General features: G+C 66.7%; 21 protein-coding genes and 1 riboswitch. Of the genes, 7 read left to right on the forward strand and 14 right to left on the reverse strand.

All coding sequences use genetic code 11. The features are described 5' to 3' along the window. Positions 1–153 precede the first annotated feature (153 nt). The 4 genes from ACL58G_RS03095 to ACL58G_RS03110 are packed head-to-tail and all read right to left on the reverse strand — an operon-like array spanning position 154 to position 4,581. Positions 154–1,065, reverse strand: a complete 912-nt coding sequence (locus ACL58G_RS03095; RefSeq protein ID WP_440965118.1) for a carbohydrate kinase family protein — start codon at positions 1,063–1,065, stop codon at positions 154–156. 1 nt (position 1,066) lies between these two features. Next, complete coding sequence (locus ACL58G_RS03100) at positions 1,067–2,095, reverse strand: ABC transporter permease subunit (RefSeq protein WP_440965119.1); 1,029 nt, start codon at positions 2,093–2,095, stop codon at positions 1,067–1,069. A gap of 11 nt (positions 2,096–2,106) precedes the next feature. Then, positions 2,107–3,615, reverse strand: a complete 1,509-nt coding sequence (locus ACL58G_RS03105) for a sugar ABC transporter ATP-binding protein (protein ID WP_413380456.1) — start codon at positions 3,613–3,615, stop codon at positions 2,107–2,109. Positions 3,616–3,639: 24 nt separating this feature from the next. Next, positions 3,640–4,581 carry a substrate-binding domain-containing protein gene (locus ACL58G_RS03110; protein WP_440965121.1) on the reverse strand — a complete coding sequence of 314 codons (942 nt, stop codon included), beginning with the start codon at positions 4,579–4,581 and terminating at the stop codon, positions 3,640–3,642. Positions 4,582–4,883: 302 nt separating this feature from the next. Here ACL58G_RS03110 and ACL58G_RS03115 point away from each other — a divergent pair, with 302 nt between their 5' ends. Beyond that, positions 4,884–5,882 carry a LacI family DNA-binding transcriptional regulator gene (locus ACL58G_RS03115; protein ID WP_440965123.1) on the forward strand — a complete coding sequence of 333 codons (999 nt, stop codon included), beginning with the start codon at positions 4,884–4,886 and terminating at the stop codon, positions 5,880–5,882. Between the two features lie 6 nt (positions 5,883–5,888). Here the strand turns inward: ACL58G_RS03115 and ACL58G_RS03120 are convergent, their stop codons facing one another. After that, positions 5,889–6,548 (reverse strand): GNAT family N-acetyltransferase, encoded by a 660-nt coding sequence (locus ACL58G_RS03120; RefSeq protein WP_440965125.1) that lies wholly within the window; start codon positions 6,546–6,548, stop codon positions 5,889–5,891. Between the two features lie 113 nt (positions 6,549–6,661). Here ACL58G_RS03120 and ACL58G_RS03125 point away from each other — a divergent pair, with 113 nt between their 5' ends. Continuing rightward, positions 6,662–9,718 carry a two-component regulator propeller domain-containing protein gene (locus tag ACL58G_RS03125; RefSeq protein WP_440965126.1) on the forward strand — a complete coding sequence of 1,019 codons (3,057 nt, stop codon included), beginning with the start codon at positions 6,662–6,664 and terminating at the stop codon, positions 9,716–9,718. Between the two features lie 2 nt (positions 9,719–9,720). Here the strand turns inward: ACL58G_RS03125 and ACL58G_RS03130 are convergent, their stop codons facing one another. The 4 genes from ACL58G_RS03130 to ACL58G_RS03145 are packed head-to-tail and all read right to left on the reverse strand — an operon-like array spanning position 9,721 to position 14,719. Further along, positions 9,721–10,959, reverse strand: coding sequence for a multifunctional CCA addition/repair protein (locus ACL58G_RS03130; RefSeq protein WP_440967943.1), 1,239 nt, complete (start codon positions 10,957–10,959; stop codon positions 9,721–9,723). 5 nt (positions 10,960–10,964) lie between these two features. After that, positions 10,965–11,681, reverse strand: coding sequence for a glutathione S-transferase family protein (locus tag ACL58G_RS03135; RefSeq protein ID WP_413336805.1), 717 nt, complete (start codon positions 11,679–11,681; stop codon positions 10,965–10,967). Between the two features lie 21 nt (positions 11,682–11,702). Next, complete coding sequence (locus ACL58G_RS03140; RefSeq protein ID WP_440965129.1) at positions 11,703–12,668, reverse strand: complex I NDUFA9 subunit family protein; 966 nt, start codon at positions 12,666–12,668, stop codon at positions 11,703–11,705. A 29-nt stretch (positions 12,669–12,697) separates the two neighbouring features. Continuing rightward, entirely contained in the window at positions 12,698–14,719 is a 2,022-nt protein-coding gene (locus ACL58G_RS03145; protein ID WP_413380470.1) for a lytic transglycosylase domain-containing protein, read from the reverse strand. A gap of 79 nt (positions 14,720–14,798) precedes the next feature. On the opposite strand from ACL58G_RS03145, the gene ACL58G_RS03150 reads away from it, so the two are divergent. Continuing rightward, the gene (locus ACL58G_RS03150) at positions 14,799–15,362 is read left to right on the forward strand and encodes a 5-formyltetrahydrofolate cyclo-ligase (protein WP_413380472.1); all 564 of its coding nucleotides are present in this window, start codon (positions 14,799–14,801) and stop codon (positions 15,360–15,362) included. A gap of 81 nt (positions 15,363–15,443) precedes the next feature. On the opposite strand, the gene metF is transcribed toward ACL58G_RS03150, so the two are convergent. From metF to metK, 4 genes are all read right to left on the reverse strand, one after another. Further along, positions 15,444–16,277 (reverse strand): methylenetetrahydrofolate reductase [NAD(P)H], encoded by an 834-nt coding sequence (gene metF, locus ACL58G_RS03155; RefSeq protein ID WP_440965132.1) that lies wholly within the window; start codon positions 16,275–16,277, stop codon positions 15,444–15,446. After that, complete coding sequence (locus tag ACL58G_RS03160) at positions 16,264–16,617, reverse strand: phage holin family protein (protein WP_160406869.1); 354 nt, start codon at positions 16,615–16,617, stop codon at positions 16,264–16,266. Before ACL58G_RS03160 ends, metF begins: the two co-directional genes overlap by 14 nt. Before the next feature lie 90 nt (positions 16,618–16,707). Beyond that, positions 16,708–18,123: an adenosylhomocysteinase gene (gene ahcY / locus ACL58G_RS03165; protein WP_413380477.1), complete on the reverse strand. Its 1,416-nt coding sequence runs from the start codon at positions 18,121–18,123 to the stop codon at positions 16,708–16,710. A 28-nt stretch (positions 18,124–18,151) separates the two neighbouring features. Next, a riboswitch (S-adenosyl-L-homocysteine riboswitch) is annotated at positions 18,152–18,222 on the reverse strand. Between the two features lie 69 nt (positions 18,223–18,291). Beyond that, positions 18,292–19,461 carry a methionine adenosyltransferase gene (metK, locus tag ACL58G_RS03170; protein WP_056134518.1) on the reverse strand — a complete coding sequence of 390 codons (1,170 nt, stop codon included), beginning with the start codon at positions 19,459–19,461 and terminating at the stop codon, positions 18,292–18,294. A 179-nt stretch (positions 19,462–19,640) separates the two neighbouring features. Here metK and ACL58G_RS03175 point away from each other — a divergent pair, with 179 nt between their 5' ends. The 3 genes from ACL58G_RS03175 to dapF are packed head-to-tail and all read left to right on the forward strand — an operon-like array spanning position 19,641 to position 22,227. Further along, positions 19,641–20,492: a lysophospholipid acyltransferase family protein gene (locus ACL58G_RS03175; RefSeq protein WP_413380479.1), complete on the forward strand. Its 852-nt coding sequence runs from the start codon at positions 19,641–19,643 to the stop codon at positions 20,490–20,492. Then, complete coding sequence (locus ACL58G_RS03180) at positions 20,489–21,352, forward strand: lysophospholipid acyltransferase family protein (protein WP_440965135.1); 864 nt, start codon at positions 20,489–20,491, stop codon at positions 21,350–21,352. The genes ACL58G_RS03175 and ACL58G_RS03180 overlap by 4 nt, the downstream gene beginning before the upstream one ends. An 11-nt stretch (positions 21,353–21,363) precedes the next feature. Continuing rightward, positions 21,364–22,227 carry a diaminopimelate epimerase gene (gene dapF, locus ACL58G_RS03185; protein ID WP_413336796.1) on the forward strand — a complete coding sequence of 288 codons (864 nt, stop codon included), beginning with the start codon at positions 21,364–21,366 and terminating at the stop codon, positions 22,225–22,227. Positions 22,228–22,240: 13 nt separating this feature from the next. On the opposite strand, the gene ACL58G_RS03190 is transcribed toward dapF, so the two are convergent. Further along, positions 22,241–23,830: a tetratricopeptide repeat protein gene (locus ACL58G_RS03190; protein ID WP_413380483.1), complete on the reverse strand. Its 1,590-nt coding sequence runs from the start codon at positions 23,828–23,830 to the stop codon at positions 22,241–22,243. A 483-nt stretch (positions 23,831–24,313) separates the two neighbouring features. On the opposite strand from ACL58G_RS03190, the gene ACL58G_RS03195 reads away from it, so the two are divergent. After that, complete coding sequence (locus ACL58G_RS03195; protein ID WP_371764259.1) at positions 24,314–25,387, forward strand: porin; 1,074 nt, start codon at positions 24,314–24,316, stop codon at positions 25,385–25,387. The last annotated feature ends 37 nt before the right edge of the window (positions 25,388–25,424 follow it).

A 25,424-nucleotide genomic window follows, 5' to 3' on the forward strand; every position in this document is an offset into this window, starting at 1 on the left:
TTTTTATGGGCAAAGCGGATCCCGTCCGGCCGCGGCGCAGATGCCGCGGCAGGTCGACGGAACAGGATCGGATGACGGGTAGGGTAGGCACCCCGTGCCCACGCGTGACGTCGGCGATATGCCGGCCTTACGCGTGGGCGGAGGCCGCCCGCCCTACCGGAGCAAAGCTTCCACCTCGCATGCGGTGGGCGCATACGGCCCGGCATGCATGGCAGCCGTGGCGGCCACCGCCGCGATGCGCGCGAGCTGGCACGAAGGGCGCATCTCCGGATGGAGCAGCAGGCCCGTGATCCAGCCGGCCATCGACGCATCGCCGCAGCCGACGGTGTCGACGACGTCCACGCGGCGCGCGGGCGCATCGAGCACCTCGTCGCCGCGGATCAGCGACAGGCCATCGGCACCGCGCGTGTACAGGATCTCGGCATCGGGCGCCAGCGCGCGCAGCGCGGCCAGCGCGTCGCGCTGTTCGAAGCCCGGGAACAGACCTTCCAGGTCTTCGTCCGACACCTTGATGTGGCTGGCGAGACCCGCGATGTGTTCGAACGTGGCCCGGTACGCCGCGTCGCGCATCGCGTTGCGGAAGTTCGGGTCGAAGGCGATGCGCTTGCCGGCCTGGCGCGCCATCAGCGCCTGCTCCACGAGACGCCGCGCCAGTGGACCGCGCGCGAGCGCGAGGCTGCCCACGTGGATGAAGTCGGCCGCTTCCAGCCAGCCGTCCGGCAGCAGTTCGGGCCGGAAGTGCAGGTCCGCGCTGTTCTCGCCCAGGAAGACGTAACGGGGCGGATGGCGTGACGTCACCATCGCAATGAACGGCGGCGCCTCCACGCGCTGCAGGAAGCGTTCGTCCAGTCCGGCCGCGCGGCTGGCGTCCGCGATCTCGTCGCCGAAGGCATCCATGCTGACGGCGCCGGCATACCCCGTGTGCAGCCCGAGCCTCGCGCCGACGCGCGCAACGTTCCAGCACGAACCGCCGGGCAGCGAGCGCCACGTGCCGTCGTCCTGGCGGATCATGTCGGTGAGCGCTTCGCCGAAGACCACGTAGCGAGGGAGTCGTTGTGCTTGCATGTCAGTTCGCCTGTTGTTGATAACGCCATTTATCGAGCATCACGGCGAGCACGATGACCGTGCCCTTCGCCACGTACTGCCAGAACGAGGACAGGCCGAGGATCGTGAGACCGTTGTTGAGCAGGCCGATGATCAGCGCGCCGATCACGGTGCCCCAGATCGTGCCCACGCCGCCCATCAGGCTCGTGCCGCCGAGGACCACCGCGGCGATCGCATCGAGCTCGTAGCCCGAGCCCCAGTTGCCGTTCGCGCCATACAGGCGGCTGGCCGACATCGCGCCCGCGGTGCCGGCGCACAGGCCGGAGAACGCATAGACGAAGACGAGGACCAAGCCGACCTTGATGCCCGTGAGCCGCGCCGCCTGCGGATTGCCGCCGACCGCGTACACATGCATGCCCAGCACCGTGCGGCGCAGGATGAACCAGGCCACCAGCACGAGCGCGGCGGCGACCCACACGAGCCACGGCAGGCCGGCGAACGAATCGTTGCCGATCCATTCGAAGGTCGGGATCTCGCGGTTCAGGATCGTGGTGCCGTCCGCGAGCAGGTACGCCGTGCCGCGCAGTGCCGTCATCGTGCCGAGCGTGACGACGAACGGGTTGATCTTGAAGACGGCGACGAGCGTGCCGTTCAACAGGCCCATGCCGAGGCCCGCGAGCAGGAAGATCGGCAGCGACAGCGCGGGCGCGTGGCCCGGCAGCGACGCGATCATGCCCAGCACCGCGGACACCGCCAGCACGGAGCCGACGGACAGGTCGATGCCGCCCGTGAGGATCACGAACGTCATGCCCGTCGCCAGCACGAGGTTGATGGAACTCTGGCGCAGCACGTTCATCGTGTTGGCCGTCGTCGCGAAATTCGACATGCCGTCTTCGGCGAAGTAGCCGGTCAGGAAGTAGAACACGATGTACAGCGCGACGAGCACGGGCAGCATGCCCATCGTCGCGAACATGCGCGAAAAGGCCTGGCCGATGCCGCCGTGCGCGCTTGCACGCGGCGCCGTGGGAAGGGATGATTTGAGGGTCTGCATGATGTCGTCTCCTATGCGGCCTGGGCCTGGGTGGCCAGTGCCATGATGTTTTCCTGGGTGATGCGTTCGCCAAGCAGCTCGCCGGACAGCCAGCCTTCGCGCATGACGAGCACGCGGTCGCACACGCCGATGATTTCCGCCAGCTCGCTCGAGATGCACAGCACGGCCACGCCCGCATCCGCCAGCTCGTGGATGATCCGGTAGATCTCGTGCTTGGCGCCGATGTCGACGCCGCGCGTCGGCTCGTCGAGGATCAGCACGCGCGGCTTGATCTCCAGCCAGCGCGCGAGCAGCAGCTTTTGCTGGTTGCCGCCCGAGAGGCCGCCGATGATGCCGTCCGGCCCCGCGCCGCGCGCCGACAGTCTGGCAATCGCGCCGCGCGTGACGTCCAGCAGTTCCCCGCGCCGGAGTACCCCGCAGCGGGCATGCTTGCCGAGCACGTTCATCGTCACGTTCGCCAGCAGCGACTGTTGCAGGAACAGGCCCTGCCCCTTGCGGTCTTCCGGCACGTAGGCGATGCCGAGGCGGATCGCATCGCCCGGCGTGCGGATCGTCACTGCGCGGCCATCGACTTCGATCGCGCCGCCGGACAGAGGGTCCGCGCCGAACACGAGCCGCGCCAGTTCCGTGCGGCCGGCGCCGACGAGGCCCGCGAGGCCGACGATCTCGCCGGCGCGCACCTCGAGCGAAACGGGATGCACCTTCGCACCGTGCACGTCGGTGAGCTTCAGGCGCACGGGGCCCGGCACGCGCCGCTGCGCGTGCTCGTAGAAGCCGTTGAGTTCACGGCCGACCATCATGCGCACGACCGTGTCCGGCGTCGCTTCGTCGCGCGTCAGTTCGCCGATCCACGTACCGTCGCGTAGCACGGTGACGCGGTCGGCCAGCATGCGCACTTCCGCCATGCGATGGCTGATGTAGATGATCGCGATGCCCCGTTCGCGCAGGGCGCGCATCACGTCGAACAGGCGCTCCGTCTCGCGCTCGGACAGCGCGGCCGTCGGCTCGTCCATGATCAGCACGCGGCTGTCGTGCACGAGGGCGCGGGCGATTTCGACCTGCTGCTGGTCGGCGATCGACAGGCCGCTCGCGAGACGGTTCGGCGCGAACGTGGCGCCGAGACTTTTCAATACCTCGGCCGCGCGCCGGTTCATCTGCGCCGTGTCGACGACGCCGAACCTGCCGCGCGGTTCCGCGCCCATGAAGATGTTCTGCGCGACCGTGAGATTGGCCGCGACAGACAGCTCCTGGTAGATCAGGTTGATGCCGCATGCGCGCGCATCGGCGGGACACCCGATGCGGACTGGCTTGCCGGCCACGCGGATCTCGCCGGCGTCCGGCTGGTACACGCCGGCGAGGATTTTCATGAGGGTGCTCTTGCCGGCACCGTTTTCTCCCATCAGCGCGTGGATTTCGCCGGGGCGGATGGTCAGCTGGACGCCGTCGAGCACCGTGACGGCGCCGAACCGCTTGCGGATGCCGGCGACCTCCAGCACGGGCGGTGGATGTAGTGTTGCCATGTCTCCTCCAATGAAGGGGATGTTTTAATGACTGGCCCAGCCCTTGTAGGCCAGTACGTTCTGCTTGGTGATTGCGGGGGTGGGAATCAGCACGACCGGGTTCGCGGGACGCTTGCCGTTCATGATCCCGTAGCCGATGTCGACGGCCAGCGTGGCCATCTTGTAGGGGTCTTGCGCGGTGGTGACGGCGAAGATGCTGTTCTTCGACCTGAGCGCCGCTTCCGCATCCGGCGCGCCGTCGACCGACGCGACCATCTGCACGTCCGCGCGGCCCGCCTGCTTGACCGCGAGTTCCGCGCCGATCGCGGACGGGTCGTTGATGGCGAAGACGGCATCGATGCGGCGGTGCGCGATCAGGAGGTTCGTCATCACTTCCATGCCGCCATCGAGGCTGCCCTTCGCGTCCTGGTTGTCGGACACGATGCGGATGCCGGTGCCGGCAAAGGCCTGCTTGCAGCCGGCCACGCGCGCGATCACGGCGGTGACGGGTGGCCCGTTGACGATGACGACGTTGCCCTTGCCGTGCAGGCGAAGGGCGATGCGCTTGCAGGATTCGGTACCCGCCATCGTGTTGTCGGACATGACCGTCGCGTCCGCGTTGTCCGCGCCGACGTCGACGGCCACCACCACGATGCCGGCATTGCGCGCCTTTTGCAGCACGGGTGCGATGCCTTTCGGATCGGACGCGTTGACGATGAGGATGTCGACCTTGTTGGCGATGAAGTTCTCGATCTGGCCGACCTGGGTGTTCAGGTCGTACTTGCTGGAGACGGTGGTGACCTTGACCTTGTCGCCGCCGACCTTTTTCGCGGCGTCAAGCGCGCCCTTGCCGATGGCGACGAAGTAGGGATTGGCGAGGTCGCTGACGGCCACGCCGACGGATTTCAGCGGGCGCGCGGCGTGCGCCACGCCGGCCAGGGAGAAGGCGAATGCCGCGATGCACGCGAACACGGCGGATCTTTTCATGACGGTGTCTCCGAGCTGTTTTAGGTATGGGATACGGCCTGACGAAAGAACTTTACACGTGTCGACTTTTTGTCGTCAACAGATTTTTTACAAAATTTTTAATGGTTGAGTGACCACAACAACACGTGAACGACAGCGGGCGAATGGCGCATGCGCGAGGGGAATTCGCGCTCTTATTGCACGCAAGTATTTTTGCTATGATGGTGACGCGCCTGTCGACGGGCGCTTACTTTACACGAGTCAACAAATTGATGAAAACAGCGCAAAATCCCCGTGGCCCAGCCTCTCGTGGCCCGGTGACCATGCACGACGTCGCCGCGCGGGCCGGCGTGTCGCGCGCCACGGTGTCGAAGTATTTCAACGACCGCGAGGGATTGAAGGCCGATACGCGGGCCCGCATCGAGCAGGCCTGCCGCGACCTCGAATACGTGCCCGACCCGCACGCCGTGAGCCTCGTGCGCGGGCGCTCGCGCATGGTCGGCGTCATCCTGCCGGTGGTGAACGAACCGTTCTTCGCCGAGGCGCTGCGCGCGATCGAGGCGAAGGCCAAGGCGCTGGGCATGGACGTGATCATCCAGTGCTCGTACAACGACCCGGCCGAGGAAGCGGCGGCGCTGATGACGATGCGGTCGATGAAGGTGGCGGGCGTGATCCTGACCGCGGTCGCGTCGACGGCGAACCTCGACCTGCTGCTGCGGCTGGAGCAGGAAATGCGCATCGTCTACATGGACAGCTACGTGCACGAAGACTGCAACTACGTCATGAACGACAACCGCCAGAGCATGGCGATGCTGACCCGCTACCTGCTGGGCCGCGGCCACCGTCCGGCCTACCTGGGCGCGCCACCGGTCGCGCATCCGTCGCCGGAAGAACGGCTGGCCGGCTACCAGGACGCGATGGCGGAAGCCGGCATGCAGCCGCACCTCGTGCCGGCCAGCACGCAGCCGTCGTGGGATTTCGAAGCGTACGCGTTCCGCCACGTGCTCGACTGGCTCGCGAGCGGCGCGTGGAAGCGCGCCGGCGTCACGGCGCTCGCCTGCGGCACCGACAGGCTCGCCATCGGCGCGATGTCCGCGTGCCGCCGCTTCGGCCTCGAACCGGGCAAGGACCTCGCGATCGTGGGCCACGACGACCTGCCGATCTCCGCCTACCTCTACCCGCCGCTGACGACGTTCCGGCAGGACGTCGCGGCCATCGGCGTCGCGGCGATGGAATGCCTGCAGGCGCAGCTGGACGGCGCCGACGTGGCGCCGTACCGCAAGCGGTTTACGGGCGGATTGGTGCCGCGCGATTCGGCTTAGGAACGTTCAGCGTTTCGGCCGGAACCATTTGACGGCAGCGCGCGCATTGGCCTTGACCGTGTAATCGATCTTGGCGAACTGCTCTTCCAGCGCCTCCGCAAGCACGCTGCCCGGGCTGGGCGGCGGCAGGTGCAGGTGGGCGTCCGCTTCTCCGTATTCGCGGCGGATCTCCATCCCGGCCTTCTTCGCAATGTGCATCATCGTGCGGTTCGACGACAGGCACTGCATGTACAACGTGTCGACGTCGGAGTTGCGGCAGTGGATGGCGGCCCGTTCGAACAGCCGCGTGCCGACGCCCTGCCCCCGCGCGGATGCCGAGACGGAGACACCGAACTCGGCCACCTTTTCCTTGTCCGTGTAATGGATGCTGTCCGGATGCGCCTCGCGCGACGTGAACGCGAGGTGGCCGACGCCCACGAGCTGGAACCGCCCGTTGACAACGCCGAACACGATGTCCTTCGAAAAATCGAGCTTCGCGACATACGCTTCGATCAGCTCGTCCGGCAACACGCTGCCGAAGCGCAGCAGGCGGTCGTCGCGGTCGAGGGCCAGGAAGTGGCGCAGGATCCGCCGCCGGTCGCGCCTGGCCAATGCCTTGACCAGCACGGCCTGACCCTTCTTCTTGATCAGGTGGTTCAGCCAGCGGCGGAGTGGATGGTCCTGCATGGGCGCCCTATTCTTGCGTCGATACAACAGAATTTGATCACTTATCGCTGCGAACGGGATACCAAGGGTAAAGCGGCATATACTTGATTCTAAAGAGAAATCGAGAGTGTCGCATGCCATTTTTTCGCCAGGCCCTGTCCTGCCTGATCTTCTGGATGAGCGCGCTGCTCGCGTTTCCCTCCACCGCGGCCGACGCAGATGCATCCGCAGCCTGGCAACCATTTTCTCACGTCTCGTTCCGGCATCACACCGAAGAAGCGCTGCGTTTCGGCACGTCTCTCGCCCAGGATCGCGACGGTTTCCTGTGGCTGGGTACGCAGACCGGCCTGGTTCGCTGGGACGGTTTCCGGGTGCGGCGCTATGTGGCCGATCCGGCGCGGGAAGGTAGCCTGCCGGACGGCTATATCCAGAGCGTGCACGTGGACGCGGGCGGCCGCCTGTGGATCGGTACGAGCGCGGGCGGCCTGGCGCGCTACGACGCGGCGCGCGACCGCTTCGCCGTCATCCCGGCCGGCCCGGGCGGCCTGGGCCATGCACGCGTCTCCAGCATCGTCGACGACGGTGCCGGCGGCATCTGGGTCGGCACCGGCGCGGGACTGGGACGCGTCGACGCCGCCGGCAAGGTGCATGCCGCCGCCAGCGGCGCCCCGCAGCTGGCCGCATCCGTGCTCGCACCGGATGGGGTGGACGTGCTGTTGCGCGACCGCCAGGGCGGTCTCTGGATCGGCACCCGCGAGGGCCTGTTCTACCGGTCCGGCGACCACGACCGGCTGGAGGTCGTGCACCTGGGGCTGCCGGCGCCGAACGAACCGTCGATCAACGCCTTGTACCAGGACAGCGCGGGGCGCGTATGGATCGGCACCCGTACCCATGGCGCCTTCGTCATCGCCACGCGGGGCGCGGCGCCCCGTCCCATCGTGGAAACGGGTCCGCAGCCCGCCTTGCAGGGCGAGCGCGTGTTCGCGATCGTGCAAAAGGATGACGACGTCGTCTGGCTCGGCACGGAGAGCGGCGGCATCGTCGAGGTCGACGTGCGCCAGGGCACGACGCGGCGCCTGCGCTACCGCGGCGATGTGCCGGACAGCCTGCGCAGCGACGAGATCCTCGCCATGCTGCGCGAGCGCGGCGGCCAGATCTTCGTTGCCACCGGCGGCACCCTGAGCCAGCACGATCCCCTCCCGCGCGGCATCGTGACGGTGCGGACGATCGGCAGCATTACCGGCCTCAACATTTATCATCTGCTGCCCCGCCCGGACGGCAAGGTATGGCTGAGCGTTCCCGGCGGTGGCGAGAGCATCGTCGAGCCGCACACCGGCGCGCTGGCCGAGATCAGGGCGGACGCCGATGCCCTGCCCAAGGGCCGGGTGCTCGCCATGGCGAATGCGCCGGACGGCAGCGTCTACATCGGCACCCAGCAAGGCCTGTATCGCAGCGACGGCACCGGGCGCGCCGTACGGCACGTCGAGATTGCGGGCCGCCGCCCCGACGCGTCCGTCTGGGCCCTGGCGTGGCGCGACGGTCTCCTGTGGCTGGGCGGGCTGGACGGGGCATGGGCGGTGCGGCCGTCCTCCGCCGGGCCGGCGACCGTGTTGCGCCACGAAGACGAGGCGCTGGGCGACCGCCGCGTCACCGCCCTGCTGCCGCTCGCGGACGGCAGCGTGTGGGTCGGCACCCGGCGCGGCGTCGTGCGGCTGGACCGGGACGGCACGACGGTGGAGCGCCTGCCGACCGACAACGCCGACCGCACGCGCGCGCCGAACGGCTTCGTCTCGTCGCTGCTCGTCGACCGCACGGGCCGCCTGTGGGTGTCCTCGTTCGGCAACGGCGTCGCCATCCTCGATCGCACCGATGCCGGCGGGCGCCGCTGGTTCCGGCGCCTGACGACGGCCGACGGCCTGCCCGACAACAGCGTCAACATGCTGGTACAGGACCGCAGCGGGCAGATCTGGCTGAGCACCGACCTCGGCCTGGCCGGCGTGCACCCCGACACCCTGCAGGTCCGCCGGCTGGGCGAGGCCGACGGCGCCCACGTGCCGAGTTACTGGACCAGCTCGGGCGCGCTGGGGGCGGACGGCGAAGTGCTGTTCGGCGGTTTCACCGGCCTCTCCGTCGTATTCCCCGACCGGCTGGACACCCGCCGTCCCCTGCCCCCGCTCGCCATCACGCAACTGATGCTCGGCGGGCGTGCGGTCCGTGCACTTGCGCCGGGTGCATCGGGCCGCGAGCCCGCCGCGCTGACCGTCACGCCCGCCGATCGCGAACGCGGTTTCGCGGTCGAGTTCGCGGCCCTGGATTACATGCCGGCCGAACACCGCCACTACGCCTACCAGCTCGAAGGCTTCGACACCGGGTGGATCGAAGCCGACACGACCGTGCGCCGCGCCAGCTACAACAACCTGCCGCCAGGGAACTACCGCCTGCGCGTGCGTGCCACCGGCGACGGCGACGATACCGTCAACCTGGAGCTGCCGGTCCGCGTCCTCCCCGCCTGGCACCAGCTGGCCTGGGTGCGGGCGCTGGGTGCGATCGCCGTGCTGGCCATCCTCGCCGCCCTGATGCAGGCCCGCACGTCGCTGCTGCGCCGGCGCCAGCGCGAGCTGGAGGCCGTGGTCGCCAGCCGCACCGCCGAGCTGCGCGCCACCCAGCTGAAACTGGAAACCATGGCCTACAACGACGCGTTGACGGACCTCCCCAACCGGCGCCGCTTCAACGACGAACTGCAGCGCCTGGCCGCCCTCGGCCAGCGCGGCGGCGACCCGTTCGCGCTGCTCCTGATCGACCTGGACCGCTTCAAGCACGTCAACGATACGCTCGGCCACGATGCGGGCGACGCGCTGCTGGTCGCGGCGGCGGAGCGCCTGCGTGCGGCCGTGCGCCAGACCGACTGCGTGGCGCGGCTGGGCGGCGACGAATTCGCCGTCCTGCTGACGCCGGCCAGCGACGCCATCGTGGGCGACGTGGCCCAGCGCATCGTCGATTCGATGCGCGCACCGATCGCGTTCGGCGCCCACGACATGCGCGTCAGCGCCAGCGTCGGCGCCGCCGTGGCCTGGCGGGACGGTGTGGACACGGACGCGCTGTACAAGAACGCCGATACGGCGCTGTACTGCGCCAAGGAAGCGGGCCGCGACACGTGGTGCAGGTTCGGGGCCGACACCGCGGCGGCCTAGGTTCAGTCGCGCACGTCGCCCAGCGCCGCCTTCACGGCGCTCACCCGCGCGGCGTGCACGGCTTCAGGGATTCTTTCCCGGTTCTCGGCATGGCGCGCCGCCACCTCGCCCGCGTTCACGCCGCGCGCCGCGTCCAGCGCGCGCAGCAGCCAGGGCGCCTGCGGATAGGCGCGGCTGCGCATCTCATGTCGTTCGTCGCCGCGCCCGCGCGCATCGCATTCGGACGCCAGCAGCATCTGCGCGAAGCGGTCCGGCTTGCGGAACGCGTCGCAGCGTTCGAACAGGGTCACGATCGTGTTCGGCCGCAGGTCGAGCGCGCGGCTCACGTTGCCGTGCTCGCGCGCCGTCATCACGGCCAGGTCGCGACAGTCCGTCGGCACGCGCAGGCGCTTGCTCAGTTCCGTGATCAGGCGCGGCCCCATGCCTTCGTGGCCATGGTGCTTGGGCCAGTGTTCGGGCGGCGTTGACCCTTTACCCAGGTCGTGCATGAGCGCGGCAAAGCGCACGGGCAGGTCGTAGCCCTGTTCGGCTGCGTAATCGATCACGAGCATCATGTGCACACCCGTGTCGACTTCGGGATGGTGCAGCGGCGGCTGCGGCACGCCCCACAGCGCATCGAGCTCGGGCAGGATGCGCGCCAGCGCGCCGCAGTCGCGCAGCACGGCCAGCATGCGCGACGGCTTTTGCTCCATCAGCCCGCGCGAGAGTTCCTGCCACACGCGCTCCGGCACGAGCGCATCCACCTCGCCCGCCTCGACCATCTGGCGCATCAGCGCGAGCGTCGTGTCGGCCACCGTGAATGCCGGGAAGCGCGCGGCGAAGCGGGCCAGGCGCAGGATGCGCACGGGGTCTTCGGCGAACGCGGGCGACACGTGGCGGAACACGCGGTCCCGCAGATCCTGCAAGCCGCCGTACGGGTCGACGATGGTGCCGTCCTCGGCGCGCGCCATCGCATTGATCGTCAGGTCGCGCCGGATCAGGTCGTCTTCGAGCTTGACGTCGGGGGCGGTGTGGAACACGAAGCCGTGGTAGCCCGGCGCCGTCTTGCGCTCGGTGCGCGCGAGCGCGTATTCCTCGTGCGTCTGCGGGTGCAGGAACACGGGGAAATCCTTGCCGACGGGCCGGAACCCCTTGGCGATCATGTCCTCGGGCGTGGCCCCGACGACGACCCAGTCGTGGTCCTGCACGGGCAGCCCCAGCAGCTCATCGCGGACGGCGCCGCCGACGACGTACGCCTGCATCGTCATCAGTCCGGCAACTCGTCTTCGTGCAGGCCGGCGATTTCCGTTTCGGCCATCGCTTCCTCGACCCAGCGCGCGACGGCCGGGTGCGCGAGCACGCGCGTGCAATAGGCCTGCAGCGCGGGCGCCAGCGCCACGCCATAGGTCTGGAAGCGCGTGACGACGGGCGCGAAGAACGCGTCGGCGATGGAGAAATCGCCGAACAGGAAGTTGTGGTGGCCGAAGCGGGACAGGCACTCTTCCCAGATCTCGCAGATGCGGCCGATGTCGGCCTGGGCGCCCGGCGTGCGGCCGCGGCCCGGCAGGCGCGCCTTGATGTTCATCGTCATCGCGGTGCGCAGGTCGCCGAAGCCGGAATGCATCTCGGCCACGACGGAGCGGGCCAGCGCGCGGGCGGCCACGTCCTGCGGCCACATATGCTTCTCAGGAAATTGCTCTGCTACGTATTCGCAGATGGCGAGACTGTCCCAGATGGTCATCTCGCCGGCCAGCAGCACGGGCACGCGGCCGGAAGCCGAATACTGCGCGATGTTGGTGGCCGTGTCCGGCTGGTCGAGCAGGACGCGCACTTCCGTGAACGGGATGCCGGCGGCGACGAGCGCCACCCAGGGGCGCATCGACCACGAAGAGTAATTCTTGTTGCCGATGACCAGGGTCAGGCCGGCCTGGCGTGCGTTGTCGAGGGTCTGCGTCAATGTCGGGTCGAGTTCGAGAGTCTGCATGGTGTGGCGTGATCGTTGAGGTCAGCGCCCGGCACGGGCGCGCAGGACATCGAGTCCGCCGGGCGGCGCCAGGTACTGCGGCGCGACGGCCTCGAGCGCCGTGAGCTTGATTCCCAGCGCCGCTGTTGTCAAGACTTTATTGTCCCTGGACGGCTCGAGCACATTGTCGACCTTCATCGAATCGAGATTGTCGCGCGTGATGACGGGCTCGCCCGGCAGCAGCTCGAACAACATCGCCTGCAGCCGCGCGAGCGCATCCGGCAAGGCGATCACCTTGCGCTCGTGCCCCGCATAGCGCCCCGCCAGCCGCACCAGTTCCGCCAGCTCGTAGACTTGCGGCCCACCCAGTTCATAGGTGAGGCCGGCCGTGTGCGGATCGAGCAGCGCACGCACGAACGCCTCGGCCACGTCGCCCACGTACACGGGCTGGAAGCGCGCATGCGCGCAGGCGAGCGGGACGACGGGCAGGTGGCGCTGCAGGCGCGCGAACATGTTGAGAAATTTATCTTCCGGGCCGAACACGACGGACGGCCGGAAGATCGTCGCCGCGACGCTGGGCTGGCTCGCCGCGGCCGCCTCGCCGTCGGCCTTCGAGCGCTGGTACATCGAGGGGCCGTTGCGGGCAGCCCCCAGCGCGCTCATGTGCAGGTAGCGCGGCACGCCTTCGATCGCGCAGGCGGCGGCGATGCGGTGCGGCAAATCGACGTGGGCCCGGCGGAAGTCCGGCCCGTACGGACTGCCGCGGCGCGAGTGCAAGATGCCGACCAGGTTGATGACGGCATCGCGCCCGGCCACGAGCTTGCGAAGCGCCGTGTCGTCGTAAGGATCCGCCTGCACGATGTCGACGCCCAGCGGCATCAGGTGCATCGCGTGGCTTTCGTGCCGCGTGGGCACGACGATGTCGATGGCGTGCTCGGACAGCCTGGCCGCCAGGTGGCTGCCGATGAATCCGGTCCCGCCGAACAATACGACCGATTGCGCGTGCATGCTGTCCTCCTGCTCGTTGTTCGCTCTCCTTACGGGAGGCCGATGCCCCCGCCGCGCGGCGTGATCGTACCCAGGCGCGCCTTGAGCGATTGCGGACGCTTGTCGAACAGCGCGGCATAGTTCGTCGCGTTCGACATCACGTTGCGCACGTAGGTTCGCGTTTCCTCGAACGGGATCGACTCGACGAACACGGCCCCTTCCATCGGCGCCGTCAACAGCCCGCGCCACGTGCGCGCGCGCCCCGGTCCGGCGTTGTACGCGGCCGTCGCCAGCACCTGCGAGCCTTCCGCACTGTTCAGCACCATGTTCAGGTAATTGGTGCCGAGCACGATATTCGTCCGGATATCGCTGAGCATGCCGTGGCCGTAGTCCGTCAGCCCGATCTTTTCCGCCACCCACTTGCCGGTCGACGGCATCACCTGCATCAGCCCGGACGCGCCCACGCCCGACTGCGCATCGGAGACGAAACGCGATTCCTGGCGGATCAGGCCATAGACCCAGGCCTGGTCCAGGCCGAGGCCCTGCGCCGTCGGGTGCAGGATGTCGTTGTGCGGCGCCGGGAAGCGCTGGGTGTAGTCGAACTCGGTGCGCGTGCGTTCGGACGTGGACAGCATGCGGTCGAGGATATCGTTCTGGCGCGCGAACTCGGCGGCGGCGAGCAATTGCCGTTCCGTGAATCCGGTGAGCGCCCAATTCCATTCGCGCGTGCCTTCGAAACGCATGCGCATCGAAAAGAATTTCAAGGCGCGCTTGAAGCCGGGGTTCGCGGCCACCTGCGCCAGCTCGGCCGGCGTGGGCGGCGCGGCGCTGGGCGGGATGCTGATCTGCATGCCCAGCTCTTCCATCGCCAGCTGGCCATAGAAACTGTTCTGGTCGGCGATGCCGCGGTACAAGGCCTGCGCATCCTCGCGCCGGCCTTCGGCCTGCAGCGCGCGGCCCAGCCAGTACGTCCAGGCGGGCTCGTCGTGCTGCTGCGGCGGCATCGCCTCGATCGTCGCACGCACCGTCTTCCAGTCGCCGCGGCGCAGCGCGATGCGCGTCTTCCACTCCAGCTGGTTCCACGTCAGCGGCGCCCCTTCGGCCTTCTTCCAGTCGTCGTACGCTTCGGGCGCCAAGGTCAGCGACGCGGCCAGCGCGATGTTCGCCCAGCCGATCGCCCTTTCCTCGGCCGACAGTTTCGATGCGTTCCTGTTGAGCGCCACCGTCGCCAGTTTCAGGCTCGTGCGCGCCATGCGGCCGATGGCGACGAGGTAGATCTCATGGTCGGCGCGCGTGCTGCCGATGCCGCGCGCCATTGCCACGGCCGGCAGGTCGACGGCCTGCGCGGCACGCGTGTCGGACGCACCCAGCAGCAGCGCCGTGCGGCGCGACGGCCCCGTCGCATGCATCTCGCCGGCCAGGCGCAATTGCGCCAGCAAATCATTGTTCGTGAATTGACCGGACTGGACGAGCTGGTTGACGAGTGCGGCGCACGCTTCGCCATACATCGGCGGATTGTCGAGCAGCACGCGTGCCTCGGCCGCCACGTTTTGTCCCTTCGACGCGCGCGACAGCAAGGCGTAGCACTTGACCTGGTAGTCGTCTTTCTTGACGAACAGGGGCAGCTCGCGGTCGAAATTGACCCAATCGCGCTTGCGGCCGAGTTCCAGCAGCCAGTCGTTGCGCAGGCGGTCGGCGATGGCGCTGCCTTCGTAACGTTTTAGGAAATCCAGTATTTCCTCGTTGGAAGCGTCGCGCAGCCGCGGTTTGAGCCGATAATAGTCGACGTACGACGGAATCGCGTAGTCCGGCAGCCGGGCCGCCAGCGCCGCGGCTTTATCGGCATCGTTCTTGCGGGCGGCGTCGCGCAGTTGCGCGAAGATCTCGTCCTGCTCGCGGCTGGCATCTGCCTGCGGTCCGGGCGCGACGACCGGCGCAGGCACCGCGGTGGGCGCAGCGGGTGCGGGGGGTGCCGTCCCTGGCGACACGGCCTGGGCCGCGACAGCGGACGACGCGAGGAAGAGCAGGCTGGAAGCGGCCGCGACGGCGCCGGCTAACAGTGTCTGCGACATCGATAATGCGATATTCAATGTAGGCTTCATTTCATCCATGACCGGCGATTCAAGAATACCATGCCCCTCGAGCCCGAGCGTGGCGGACGAGAAACAGGCGGCAAAATCGGCATTGCGCAAGGCGCTTAGGACTGCACGTGGGGGGCTTGATCCCGCAATCAAGGTCCAGTGGGATGCACACATCGGCGCACAGGTCGTTGCGTGGTGGAGATTGCGCCAGGTAAGTGTCATCGGTGTGTACTGGCCGCTGGTCGGCGAGCCCGACCTGCGCGCCGCATACGCGGAGCTGCACCAGGCGGGCGTGCGCCTGGCGCTGCCCGTCGTGATGGAACGCGATGCGCCGCTGACGTTCACGGAGTGGACGCCCGGCGAAGCCATGTTGCCGGACGAAGCCGGCGTGCAGGTCCCGGCCCAGCTGCGCTTCATCGAGCGCCCGCCGGCCCTGCTGATCCCCTGCCTCGGCTTCAATGCCGACGGGTATCGCCTCGGCTATGGCGGCGGCTACTACGACCGCACCCTGGAACAGCCGCCGCGCCCGCACACGTTGGGGATTGCCTACAGTAATCAGGAAGCCCAGTTCTCGCATGCGCCGCACGACGTGCCGCTGGACGTGATCGTGACGGAAACCACCCACGTCACCTGAGCGATCGAGTGATCATTCGATACGCGCAGGGGTGGCACGCCGTGCCCACGCGGAGGTTCGCGTGAGTATCGGCGTGCTTGTTCAGGCGCCGATGATGCGCTGCCAGATCGCGGTCGTGGCCGCCGCCTGGTTCATGCTGTAGAAGTGCAGGCCGGGCGCGCCGCCGGCGAGCAGTTTCTCGCACAGGCCGCTGACGACGTCCAGGCCGAACGCCTTGATCGACGCGGAATCGTCGCCGAAGCTGGCCAGCTTCAGACGGATCCAACGTGGAATCTCGGCGCCGCACATGTCGGAGAAACGCATCAGCTGCGTGTAGTTCGTGATCGGCATGATGCCGGCCACGATGGGCACGTCCACGCCCAGCTTGTGCGCATTGTCGACGAACTGGAAGTACGCGTCCGGATTGTAGAAGTATTGCGTGATCGCGGCATTCGCACCGGCCTGCACCTTGCGGACGAAGGCTTGCAGGTCGTCCTGCGGCGACTTGGCCTGCGGGTGCATTTCCGGATACGCAGCCACCTCGATGTGGAACCAGTCGCCCGTTTCCTGGCGGATGAACTCGACGAGGTCGCTGGCATAGCGCAGTTCGCCTGCGCCACCGTAGCCGCTTGGCAAGTCGCCGCGCAGCGCCACGAGACGGCGGATGCCCTTCTCCTTGAATTCCTGCAAGATCGCGCGGATCGATTCGCGCGTGCCGCCCACGCACGACAGGTGCGGTGCGGCATCGTGGCCTTCGGCCAGGATCTCGAGGACGGTGGACAGCGTGCCGTGCTGCGTGCTGCCGCCGGCGCCGAACGTCACGGAGAAATATTTTGGATTCAGCTCGGCCAGCTTCTGCCGGGCCACGCGCAGCTTGTCCGCACCCTCGGGCGTCTTGGGCGGGAAAAACTCGATACTGATGTTAGGGGTTTCCATCTTTGTTGAGTAATAAGGTAGAAAGCGCCCACGAAATGACACTGTACAAGATCGCCGCCAGGAACGCGGACCAGAACCCCGCCACGTGAAAGCCCCCGACGAGGTGCGCGACCAGCCAGAACAGCAGTGCGTTGATCACCAGGATGAACAGGCCGAGCGACACGACCGTCACGGGCAAGGTCAGCACGACGAGCAAGGGACGGATGATCGTGTTCACGAGACCCAGGACGAGGGCCGCCACGAGGGCGGCACCGACGTTGTCGACCGTTACCGAATGCATCAGGTAAGGCAGGGCCATCAGGGCTGCCGCATTGATCAGCCAGGTCAGGAGCAGGCGCATGTTGTGTCTTTCGTGAGAGGTTGTCCAGCACACCTCCGCCGACGATGGAATCCGGCGGACGTGCATCAGTTCACGGAAGAGCTTACCAGATCAATAACGGTAATGTTCCGGCTTGTACGGGCCTTCCTTGCTCACCGAGATGTAGGCGGCCTGCTCTTCGGTCAGCTCGGTCAGCTGGGCGTTGAGCTTCTTCAGCTGCAGGCGGGCGACTTTTTCGTCCAGCTTCTTCGGCAGCGTGTACACGCCGACCGGGTAGGCGGCGGTATTGGTGAAGAGTTCGATCTGGGCGATGGTCTGGTTCGCGAACGACGAGCTCATCACGTACGACGGGTGACCCGTGCCGCAGCCCAGGTTCACGAGGCGGCCTTCGGCCAGCAGGATGATGCGTTTGCCATCCGGGAAGATAATGTGGTCGACCTGCGGCTTGATGTTTTCCCACTCGTACTTACGCAGCGCGGCGACTTCGATTTCGTTGTCGAAGTGGCCGATGTTGCAGACGATCGCCTGGTCCTTCATGCGCAGCATGTGCTGCTCGGTGATCACGTGGTAGTTGCCCGTGCAGGTAACGAAGATGTCGCCGTGTTCGGCGGCCTGGTCCATCGTCACGACGCGGTAGCCTTCCATTGCGGCCTGCAGTGCGCAGATCGGGTCGATCTCGGTAACCCAGACCTGGGCCGACAGCGCGCGCAGCGCCTGGGCCGAACCCTTGCCGACGTCACCATAACCGGCCACGACGGCGACCTTGCCGGCGACCATCACGTCGGTCGCGCGCTTGATGCCGTCGACCAGCGATTCGCGGCAGCCGTACAGGTTGTCGAACTTCGATTTCGTCACGGAGTCGTTGACGTTGATGGCCGGGAACGCCAGCTTGCCGTCCGCGTGCATCTGGTACAGGCGGTGCACGCCGGTGGTGGTCTCTTCCGTCACGCCCTTGATCTGCGGCAGGCGCTTCGAGTACCACTGCGGATCGATGGCCAGGCGGCCCTTGATGGCGTTGAACAGGCAGATTTCTTCTTCCGAACCCGGCTTGTCCAGCACCGAGATGTCCTTCTCCGCGCGCACACCCAGGTGCAGCAGCAGCGTGGCGTCGCCGCCGTCGTCCAGGATCATGTTGGCGTAGACGTCATCGCCCCATTCGAAGATGCGGTGGGTGTAGTCCCAGTACTCGTCCAGCGTCTCGCCCTTGACGGCGAACACGGGCGTACCGACCGAGGCGATGGCGGCAGCAGCGTGGTCCTGCGTCGAGTAGATGTTGCACGAGGCCCAGCGCACTTGCGCGCCGAGGGCTTCCAGCGTGCGGATCAGCACGGCGGTCTGGATGGTCATGTGCAGCGAACCGGCAATGCGCGCGCCCTTCAGCGGCTGCGCGGCCGCGTATTCGTCGCGGATGGCCATCAGGCCCGGCATTTCGGTTTCGGCGATGCGGATTTCCTTCTCGCCCCACGAGGCGAGGCCGATGTCGGCAACGAGGTAGTCCTGGGTGGTGTCTTTGAGTACGGCGCTCATCACGCCCTCCTTTCAAGTTAAGAAAAAAGTAACGTGAGCGCGGTGTTGATATCCGAGCCTGGCGAGATGGGGAATCTCGTCGCAACGCTCCTCGGAATTTACAAGTGTAGCACGGTGGGCAGGTGTCTGCCCACCGGCAACGGGCGTTTTTGCAACGCCCGTTGGGTGTTACGCGAGACCGGCTTCGGCGCGCAGCAGCGCGGCCTTGTCGGTGCGCTCCCACGTGAATTCCGGCTCTTCGCGGCCGAAGTGGCCGTAGGCGGCCGACTTGGTGTAGATCGGGCGCAGCAGGTCGAGCATCTGCACGATGCCTTTCGGGCGCAGGTCGAAGTGTTCCATCACCAGTTCGGCGATCTTCTCGTCCGAAATGACGCCCGTGCCTTCCGTGTAGACCGTGATGTTGATCGGACGGGCCACGCCGATCGCGTAGCTGACCTGCACCTGGCACTGGCGCGCCAGGCCGGCGGCCACGACGTTCTTGGCCACGTAGCGGGCGGCGTAGGCGGCCGAGCGGTCGACCTTGGACGGATCCTTGCCGGAGAACGCGCCGCCGCCGTGCGGTGCGGCACCGCCGTAGGTGTCGACGATGATCTTGCGGCCGGTCAGGCCGCAATCGCCCTGCGGACCGCCGATGACGAAGCGGCCGGTCGGGTTGACCAGGTAACGGGTGTCCTGCAGCCATTCGCGCGGCAGCACCGGCTTGATGATCTCCTCGATCACCGCTTCCTCGATCTGGCTGTGGCTGACTTCCGGCGCGTGCTGGGTCGACAGCACGACGGTGTTCACGGACACCGGGCGGCCGTTGACGTAGCGCAGCGTGACCTGGGACTTGGCGTCCGGGCGCAGCCACGGCAGGCGGCCGTCCTTGCGCAGTTGCGACTGGCGCTCGACGAGGCGGTGCGCGTAATAAATAGCGGCCGGCATCAGTTCCGGCGTCTCGTCGCACGCATAGCCGAACATCAGGCCCTGGTCGCCCGCGCCCTGGTCGAGGTCGAGGCCGGCGCCTTCGTCCACGCCCTGGGCGATGTCCGGCGACTGCTTGTCGTAGGCGACCAGCACGGCGCAACCTTTATAGTCGATGCCGAAGTCGGTGTTGTCGTAACCGATGCGCTTGATGGTATTGCGTGCAACTTGAATATAATCGACGTTTGCGTGCGTCGTGATTTCACCGGCCAGGACGACCAGACCCGTGTTGCACAGGGTCTCGGCAGCCACGCGCGCGCGCGGATCCTGTTCCAGGATGGCGTCGAGGATGGCGTCGGAAATCTGGTCGGCGACTTTGTCCGGGTGGCCTTCAGAGACGGACTCGGAAGTGAAGAGGTAGTCGTTGGAAGACATTAAGGCTCCTGATACTGTTGTAAAAATTGCCGCAGCACCAAGGCCTGCGACGCTTTAGCGAGATTTATATTCCGCTTCGCAAGTTGTCATTAACTCCGCGGATGCTACAAAGTGGTATTTTACGCTCCTCCAAAAATTCTGGCACAGCAACCCGTCGGTTCTCTACCCTAAATCAATCAATGCTTGTCCTTTTGTTTCGGATCCTGTCGTTTTTGCCGCTGCGCGTCCTGCATGCGCTTGGCGCCGCGCTCGGCTGGATCGTCTATCTGCTCTCGCCGTCGCACCGCCGGCGCCTGCGCGAGAACCTCGAACGGGCCGGCTACGGCGGCCACTTGCGCGCCGCCATCGCCGAATCCGGCAAGGCCATCGCCGAGCTGCCGTTCGTCTGGTGCGCGCCGCAGGAGCGCGTCACCCGCCACGTCACGATGGAAAACTGGGAACTGGTCCAGCGCCAGCTCGACGCCGGCCGCGGCATCGTCTTCCTCACGCCGCACCTGGGCTGCTTCGAACTGACCGCCCAGCAGGTCTCGCTGCGCGTCGAACTGACGGTGATGTACCGCCCGCCGCGCCAGAGCGCCCTGAAACCGCTCGTCGAAGGCGCCCGCGAGCGCCAGCACATGCACCTGGCACCCGCCAACCTGGCCGGCGTGCGCATGCTCGTCAAGGCGTTGCGGGGTGGCCAGCCCGTCGGCGTGCTGCCGGACCAGGTCCCGCAGGAAGGCGAAGGCGTATGGGCGCCGTTCTTCGGCCGCGACGCGTACACGATGACCCTGCCCGCCAAGCTGGCCCAGCTGGGCAAGGCCGACATCCTGACCGTGTACGCGGAACGCCTGCCGCGCGGCCGCGGCTTCGCCATCCGCTTCGTTCCGTTCGAAGGGTCGCTCGACGGCGACGCGGCCCAGCAGGCCGCCGCCATCAACCGCCAGATGGAAAAGCTCATCGCCTACTGCCCCGCCCAGTATTTCTGGAGTTATAACCGCTACAAGAAGCCGCAAGGCGTCGAAGCACCGCACCCCGAGACCGTCGCATGAGGTTCCTGATTTTCCTGTTGTGGCTGCTGCACTTCCTGCCGCTGCCTGTCCTTGGTCGCATCGGCAACGCCGTCGGCTGGCTGATGTATTACGCGATTCCCAAGCGCCGCAAGATCGCGCTGGTCAACCTGCGCCTGTGCATGCCCGAACTGGGCGAAGCGGAGCGGGTCGATATCGTCAAGCGCCATTTCATGGCCTATTCGCGCAGCATCCTGGAGCGCTCGCTGATCTGGTGGGCGCCGTTCGAGCGCATCCACGGCCTGATCGAGATCGTCCCCAAGGTGCCGAAAGCGCAGCTGGAAAGCGGCCCGACCATCTTGTTCTGCCCGCACTTCGTGTGCCTGGACGTGGCGGGCGTGGCGTCGCGCGTGGTGCCGCTGTCGAGCATGTATTCGCCGCAAAAGAACAAGGCATTCGACGATTTGTTGCGTAATGGCCGCGAACGTTATGGCCCGGTGCGCCTGTTCACGCGCACCGACGGCATCAAGCCGATCATCCGCGCACTGCGCGAGGGCCTGCCTTACTTCATGCTGCCGGACATGGATTTCGGCGAGAAGGATGCCACCTTCGTCCCGTTCTTCGGCGTCCCGGCCGCCACGCTCACGGCAATGGGCCGCCTGGCGGGCGCGACGGGTGCAAAAGTCATCCCGGTCGTCGCCACTTTCTTGCCCGACTATAAGGGATACAGGGTAGAGTTCTATCCTGCATGGGAAGATTTCCCCGGCGACGACATCATTGCCGCCACGCGTCGCATGAACGCCTTCATCGAGGACCGCGTGCGCGAACATCCGGCCGAGTACTTCTGGACCCATAAGCGCTTCAAGACCCGGCCACCCGGCGAGCCTTCGTTCTACGATTAATGACAGAAACCATGAAACTCAAGTTCACCAAGATGCACGGCGCCGGCAACGATTTCGTCGTCATCGACGCGATCAACCAGCAACTCGACCTCGGCCCGGAACAATGGCGCCGCCTGGCCGACCGCCGCTTCGGCGTCGGTGCCGACCAGATCCTGGTCGTCGAGCGCCCGGTCACGGAAGGCAGCGATTTCCGCTACCGCATCTATAACAATGACGGCGGCGAGGTCGAGCAATGCGGCAACGGCTCGCGCGCCTTCGTCCGGTTCGTCAGCGACAAGGGGCTGACCGACAAGCGCAGCATCCGCGTCGAAACGATGAGCGGCATTATCACCCCGCGCCTGGAAGACGACGGCAGCATCACGGTGGACATGGGCGCGCCGATCCTGGAGCCGAGCCAGGTTCCGTTCGATGCGGCCGGCCTGGAAGGCGTCGCCGAAGGCCGCGACACGCTGTGGCCGATCACCGTCTCGAACAAGGGCCAGGAACAGACCGTGCTCGTGTCGACGGTGTCGATGGGCAATCCGCACGCGGTGCAGGTCGTCGCCGACGTCGATGCGGCTCCCGTCCTGGAAACGGGCCCGCAGATCGAGCACCACCCGCGCTTCCCGCGCCGCGTGAACGCCGGCTTCCTGCAGATCGTGGACCGCGGCCATGTGAAGCTGCGCGTCTACGAACGCGGCGCCGGCGAGACGCTGGCCTGCGGCACGGGCGCCTGCGCCGCCGTCGTGGCGGGCATCCGGCGCGGCCTGCTGGATTCGCCGGTGCAAGTCCAGGCCCGCGGCGGCAAGCTGACCATCAACTGGGCCGGCGAAGGCCAGCCGGTTTATATGAGCGGTCCGGCCGAGACCGTGTTCGAAGGCGAGATCGAGATCTGAAGCGAGATCCGATTCAGGCGGCCAGCGAATAGTCGCCGTCCGGCGCCGGGGACTCTTCCGGTTCTTCCGTCCCGGACTCCGCGCTCGCCATCTCCGGCAACAGGCTGCGCAACCGGTACAGGCGCTGGCGATAATTCCCTTCCGGCCCGCCCGGACCGCAATCGACGTTCTCGAAGACGAGCGCCACGCGGTCGAGCAGCTGGCGCTCCTGCGCCGTTTCCACCGAGATCAGCCGGCGCCGGCTGCGGCCGTAGCTGGCGCGGATGTCGATCACGAGGCAGTGACCGCGGTCGGCGCCGCGGATATCCAGCAACAGCGCCTCGGCCCGGCTCAGGCCAAAGGCCACCGCCAGTTCCAGGCGCGCGGCCAGCAGCGGATGGGCCGCGAGGTCACGCCCGGCCAGTCCACCCAGGTCCGTCCAGGCGCCGGGCTGGCGCGGCGCCAGCTTGCGCAGCGCGGCCGCAGCCTTGGGACAGGCCTGCGCCGCCGCCTTCTGCAGCCAGAACAGCGCGCGCACGTCGTTGTTCTCGTTCTCGCGGCGCGCACGCCATGCCGCGTTCCCGCATTCCAGCTGGGCATCGCGATAGCCCATCTCCGCCGCGCGCTCCAGGTATTTCTGCGCTTCCAGCACATTGCGCTGGGAGAATTCCGGCTTGATATAAATACGCGACAGCGCGTACCAGGCTTCGGCCAGGCCCTGCTCGCCAGCCAGGGTCAGCCAGCGCACGGCCTTTTTGAAGTTGGCCGCGCCATGGCTGCCGGGAATCCGCTTGCCGTCCACCCGCATGCGGGCGCACCACAGGCCGAGCGCGAACTGGGCATGGCGGTCCTGCTCGGCCGCGGCGATTTCCCAGAACCGCAGCAATTCATCCTGGTCGACGTCGTGCGGGGTCTCGTTCGCGGCCACGAGCCGGGCACAGCGCGACAGCAGCAGCACCTCGTCCGGCGCCAGGCGGGCGGCGGTGTGGTCCTGGGCGGCATCGGAACCGGCCAGGGCGCGCGCCAGCGGGAGCGCCCGCTCCAGCCAGGCGGACCAGCGGCCGGCGTTCCAGTCCTGTTCCAGCAGGGCGAACTGCGCGGCGCCGACGCCGCTGTCGGCCGCCTGGCGCAGCCAGCGCTGGCCCGCAGGGCTGGCCACGGGCGCGCGGGCGACCGGCTCGTCCGTCTCGGGCGGCGCCGCGCCGTGCTCGCGCGCGAGCAACCACTGCGCTTCCGGAAAGCCGGCACGGGCCGCGTCTTCCAGCGCGCGCAAGGCCTTGGCGCGCTGGGCCGGCGTGCACTGGCCCTCGTTCAGCGCGCCCAGCACCAGCTGGGCATAGACGAGCCCGGCGCGCACGAGCCCGCCGTCGTAGGCCAGTTCATACCAGCCGGTGACGGGTTGCGGATTGTCACGCGCAAGATCGACCGGAATATGGTTCCCGATCAATTGCCATGCTTCAGCGCAACCCTGCTGTGCGGCGCGGTCGAGCCAGTGGAGGGCCGTGGGCAGGCTCTTCGGCAGCCCGGCACTGCCGAACAGGTAGAGCCGGCCCAGGGCCAGTTGCGATTCGACGCGCCCGGCACGTGCGCCGCGGATGACCGCCAGTTCTTCACGGTTTGCCATCGTTCTTTTCTGGATGTTAGAGACGTCTACGAAATATACGCAGTCCAATTTCGCAAGCACAATGCACGAAGATACGTGAAGATCGCTTGCGTTGCGCTACTGATGAGCTCATGTGTCGCGCACTGCGGTAACAATGGACGTCGGATGGGCCAGAGTCTAAAGCCGCGGCGATGCGATTCGGCTACGATTCCAATGGCCTTTGAGCCCGCACAAACCCTGCCGTGGTACGGGGAGAGAATGATGATGTTTTGAAACTTAAACGAGCCTTAAGGTGTGCCCGGTTTCCCGAGGCGGCCGTTTCGAAAATACAACAGCACGATTGGATTTATTGGCTTTCGACCAAGTGCAACAGTCATAATTGACAAATCAGACAATCTTGACGCATTAAGCATTTAAGGTTCACACATCCGAGTGTTCAGCAACTAATAAAAATCTCAATGCTCTCTGGATTCCTTCGATTCACTTTTTAGGATAAAAATTAAGATGAAAAAAACCCTCGTGGCAGCCGCTCTGCTGGGCGCATTCGCCGGTGTGGCACAAGCTCAAACCGCTGTTCAAATCTACGGCAACATCGACGTCGGCATGGTCAAGCGCACCGACCAGACCCTGGCCATCGGCAAGCGTGCTTCGAACACCCTGGGCTTCAAAGGCACCGAAGATCTGGGCAACGGCCTGAAGGCACTGTTCCAGGTTGAAATGCGTTACGAGCCGGACACCGGCACCAACGAAAACAACGGCCGTCCGCTGTTCCAGGGCCAGACCCGCGTCGGTCTGCAGGGTGACTTCGGTATGGTCCGTCTGGGCCGTGGCCTGACCCCGTTCCAGGAAATCGTCGGTTCGTTCGAACCGTGGCACGGTCTGCCGACCCAGGCCGGCTTCTACACCGACATCTCGGTCGCCGGCTTCAACTCGGCTCCGCTGGACGTCGGCGGCACCAGCCCGAACAACAACCGTGTCTCGAACGCGATCTTCTATAACTCGCCGGTCGCCAATGGCTTCCAGGTGAACGCTTCGTGGGCATCGAAAGAAGCCACCGGCGGCGGCGTGACCGGTATCGGCGCTGGCGCCGCCACCTACGCTGCGGGCGCACAGGCTTCGGCCAACCCGTTCTCGATCGCTGGTACCTACAACAACGGTCCGGCAGCAGCGATGCTGGCTTACGAGCGCAACGCCGTCGAATCGAAGGTCTGGTCGGTCGCAGGTTCGTTCTCGGTGACCCCGGAACTGAAACTGATGGGTACCTACTCGCACCAGAACATGGAGCACACCAACACCCAGCGTCCGACCATCAAGGGTGCTGAAATCGGTGCAACCTACGCTGTCGGCCCGGGCAAGCTGCTGGCTGGCTTCGGTCTGAAGAAGCAGGAAGAAAACGTCCGCCTGCACGACCTGATCACCCGTCAGTACTCGCTGGGCTACGAGTACAGCCTGTCGAAGCGTACGTACCTGTACGTCGACGCATCGCGCAAGACCAACGTCTTCAACCAGGCGACCGGCGCAGCTTCGGCTACCCCGACCGTCAACCACTACGACATCGGCCTGAACCACTCGTTCTAAGCCGAGCCGCGGGGGCAACCCCGCTGCATCGCTCAAG

The organism is Massilia sp. GER05 (assembly GCF_052056005.1).
Classification (GTDB): domain Bacteria; phylum Pseudomonadota; class Gammaproteobacteria; order Burkholderiales; family Burkholderiaceae_D; genus Telluria; species Telluria orientalis.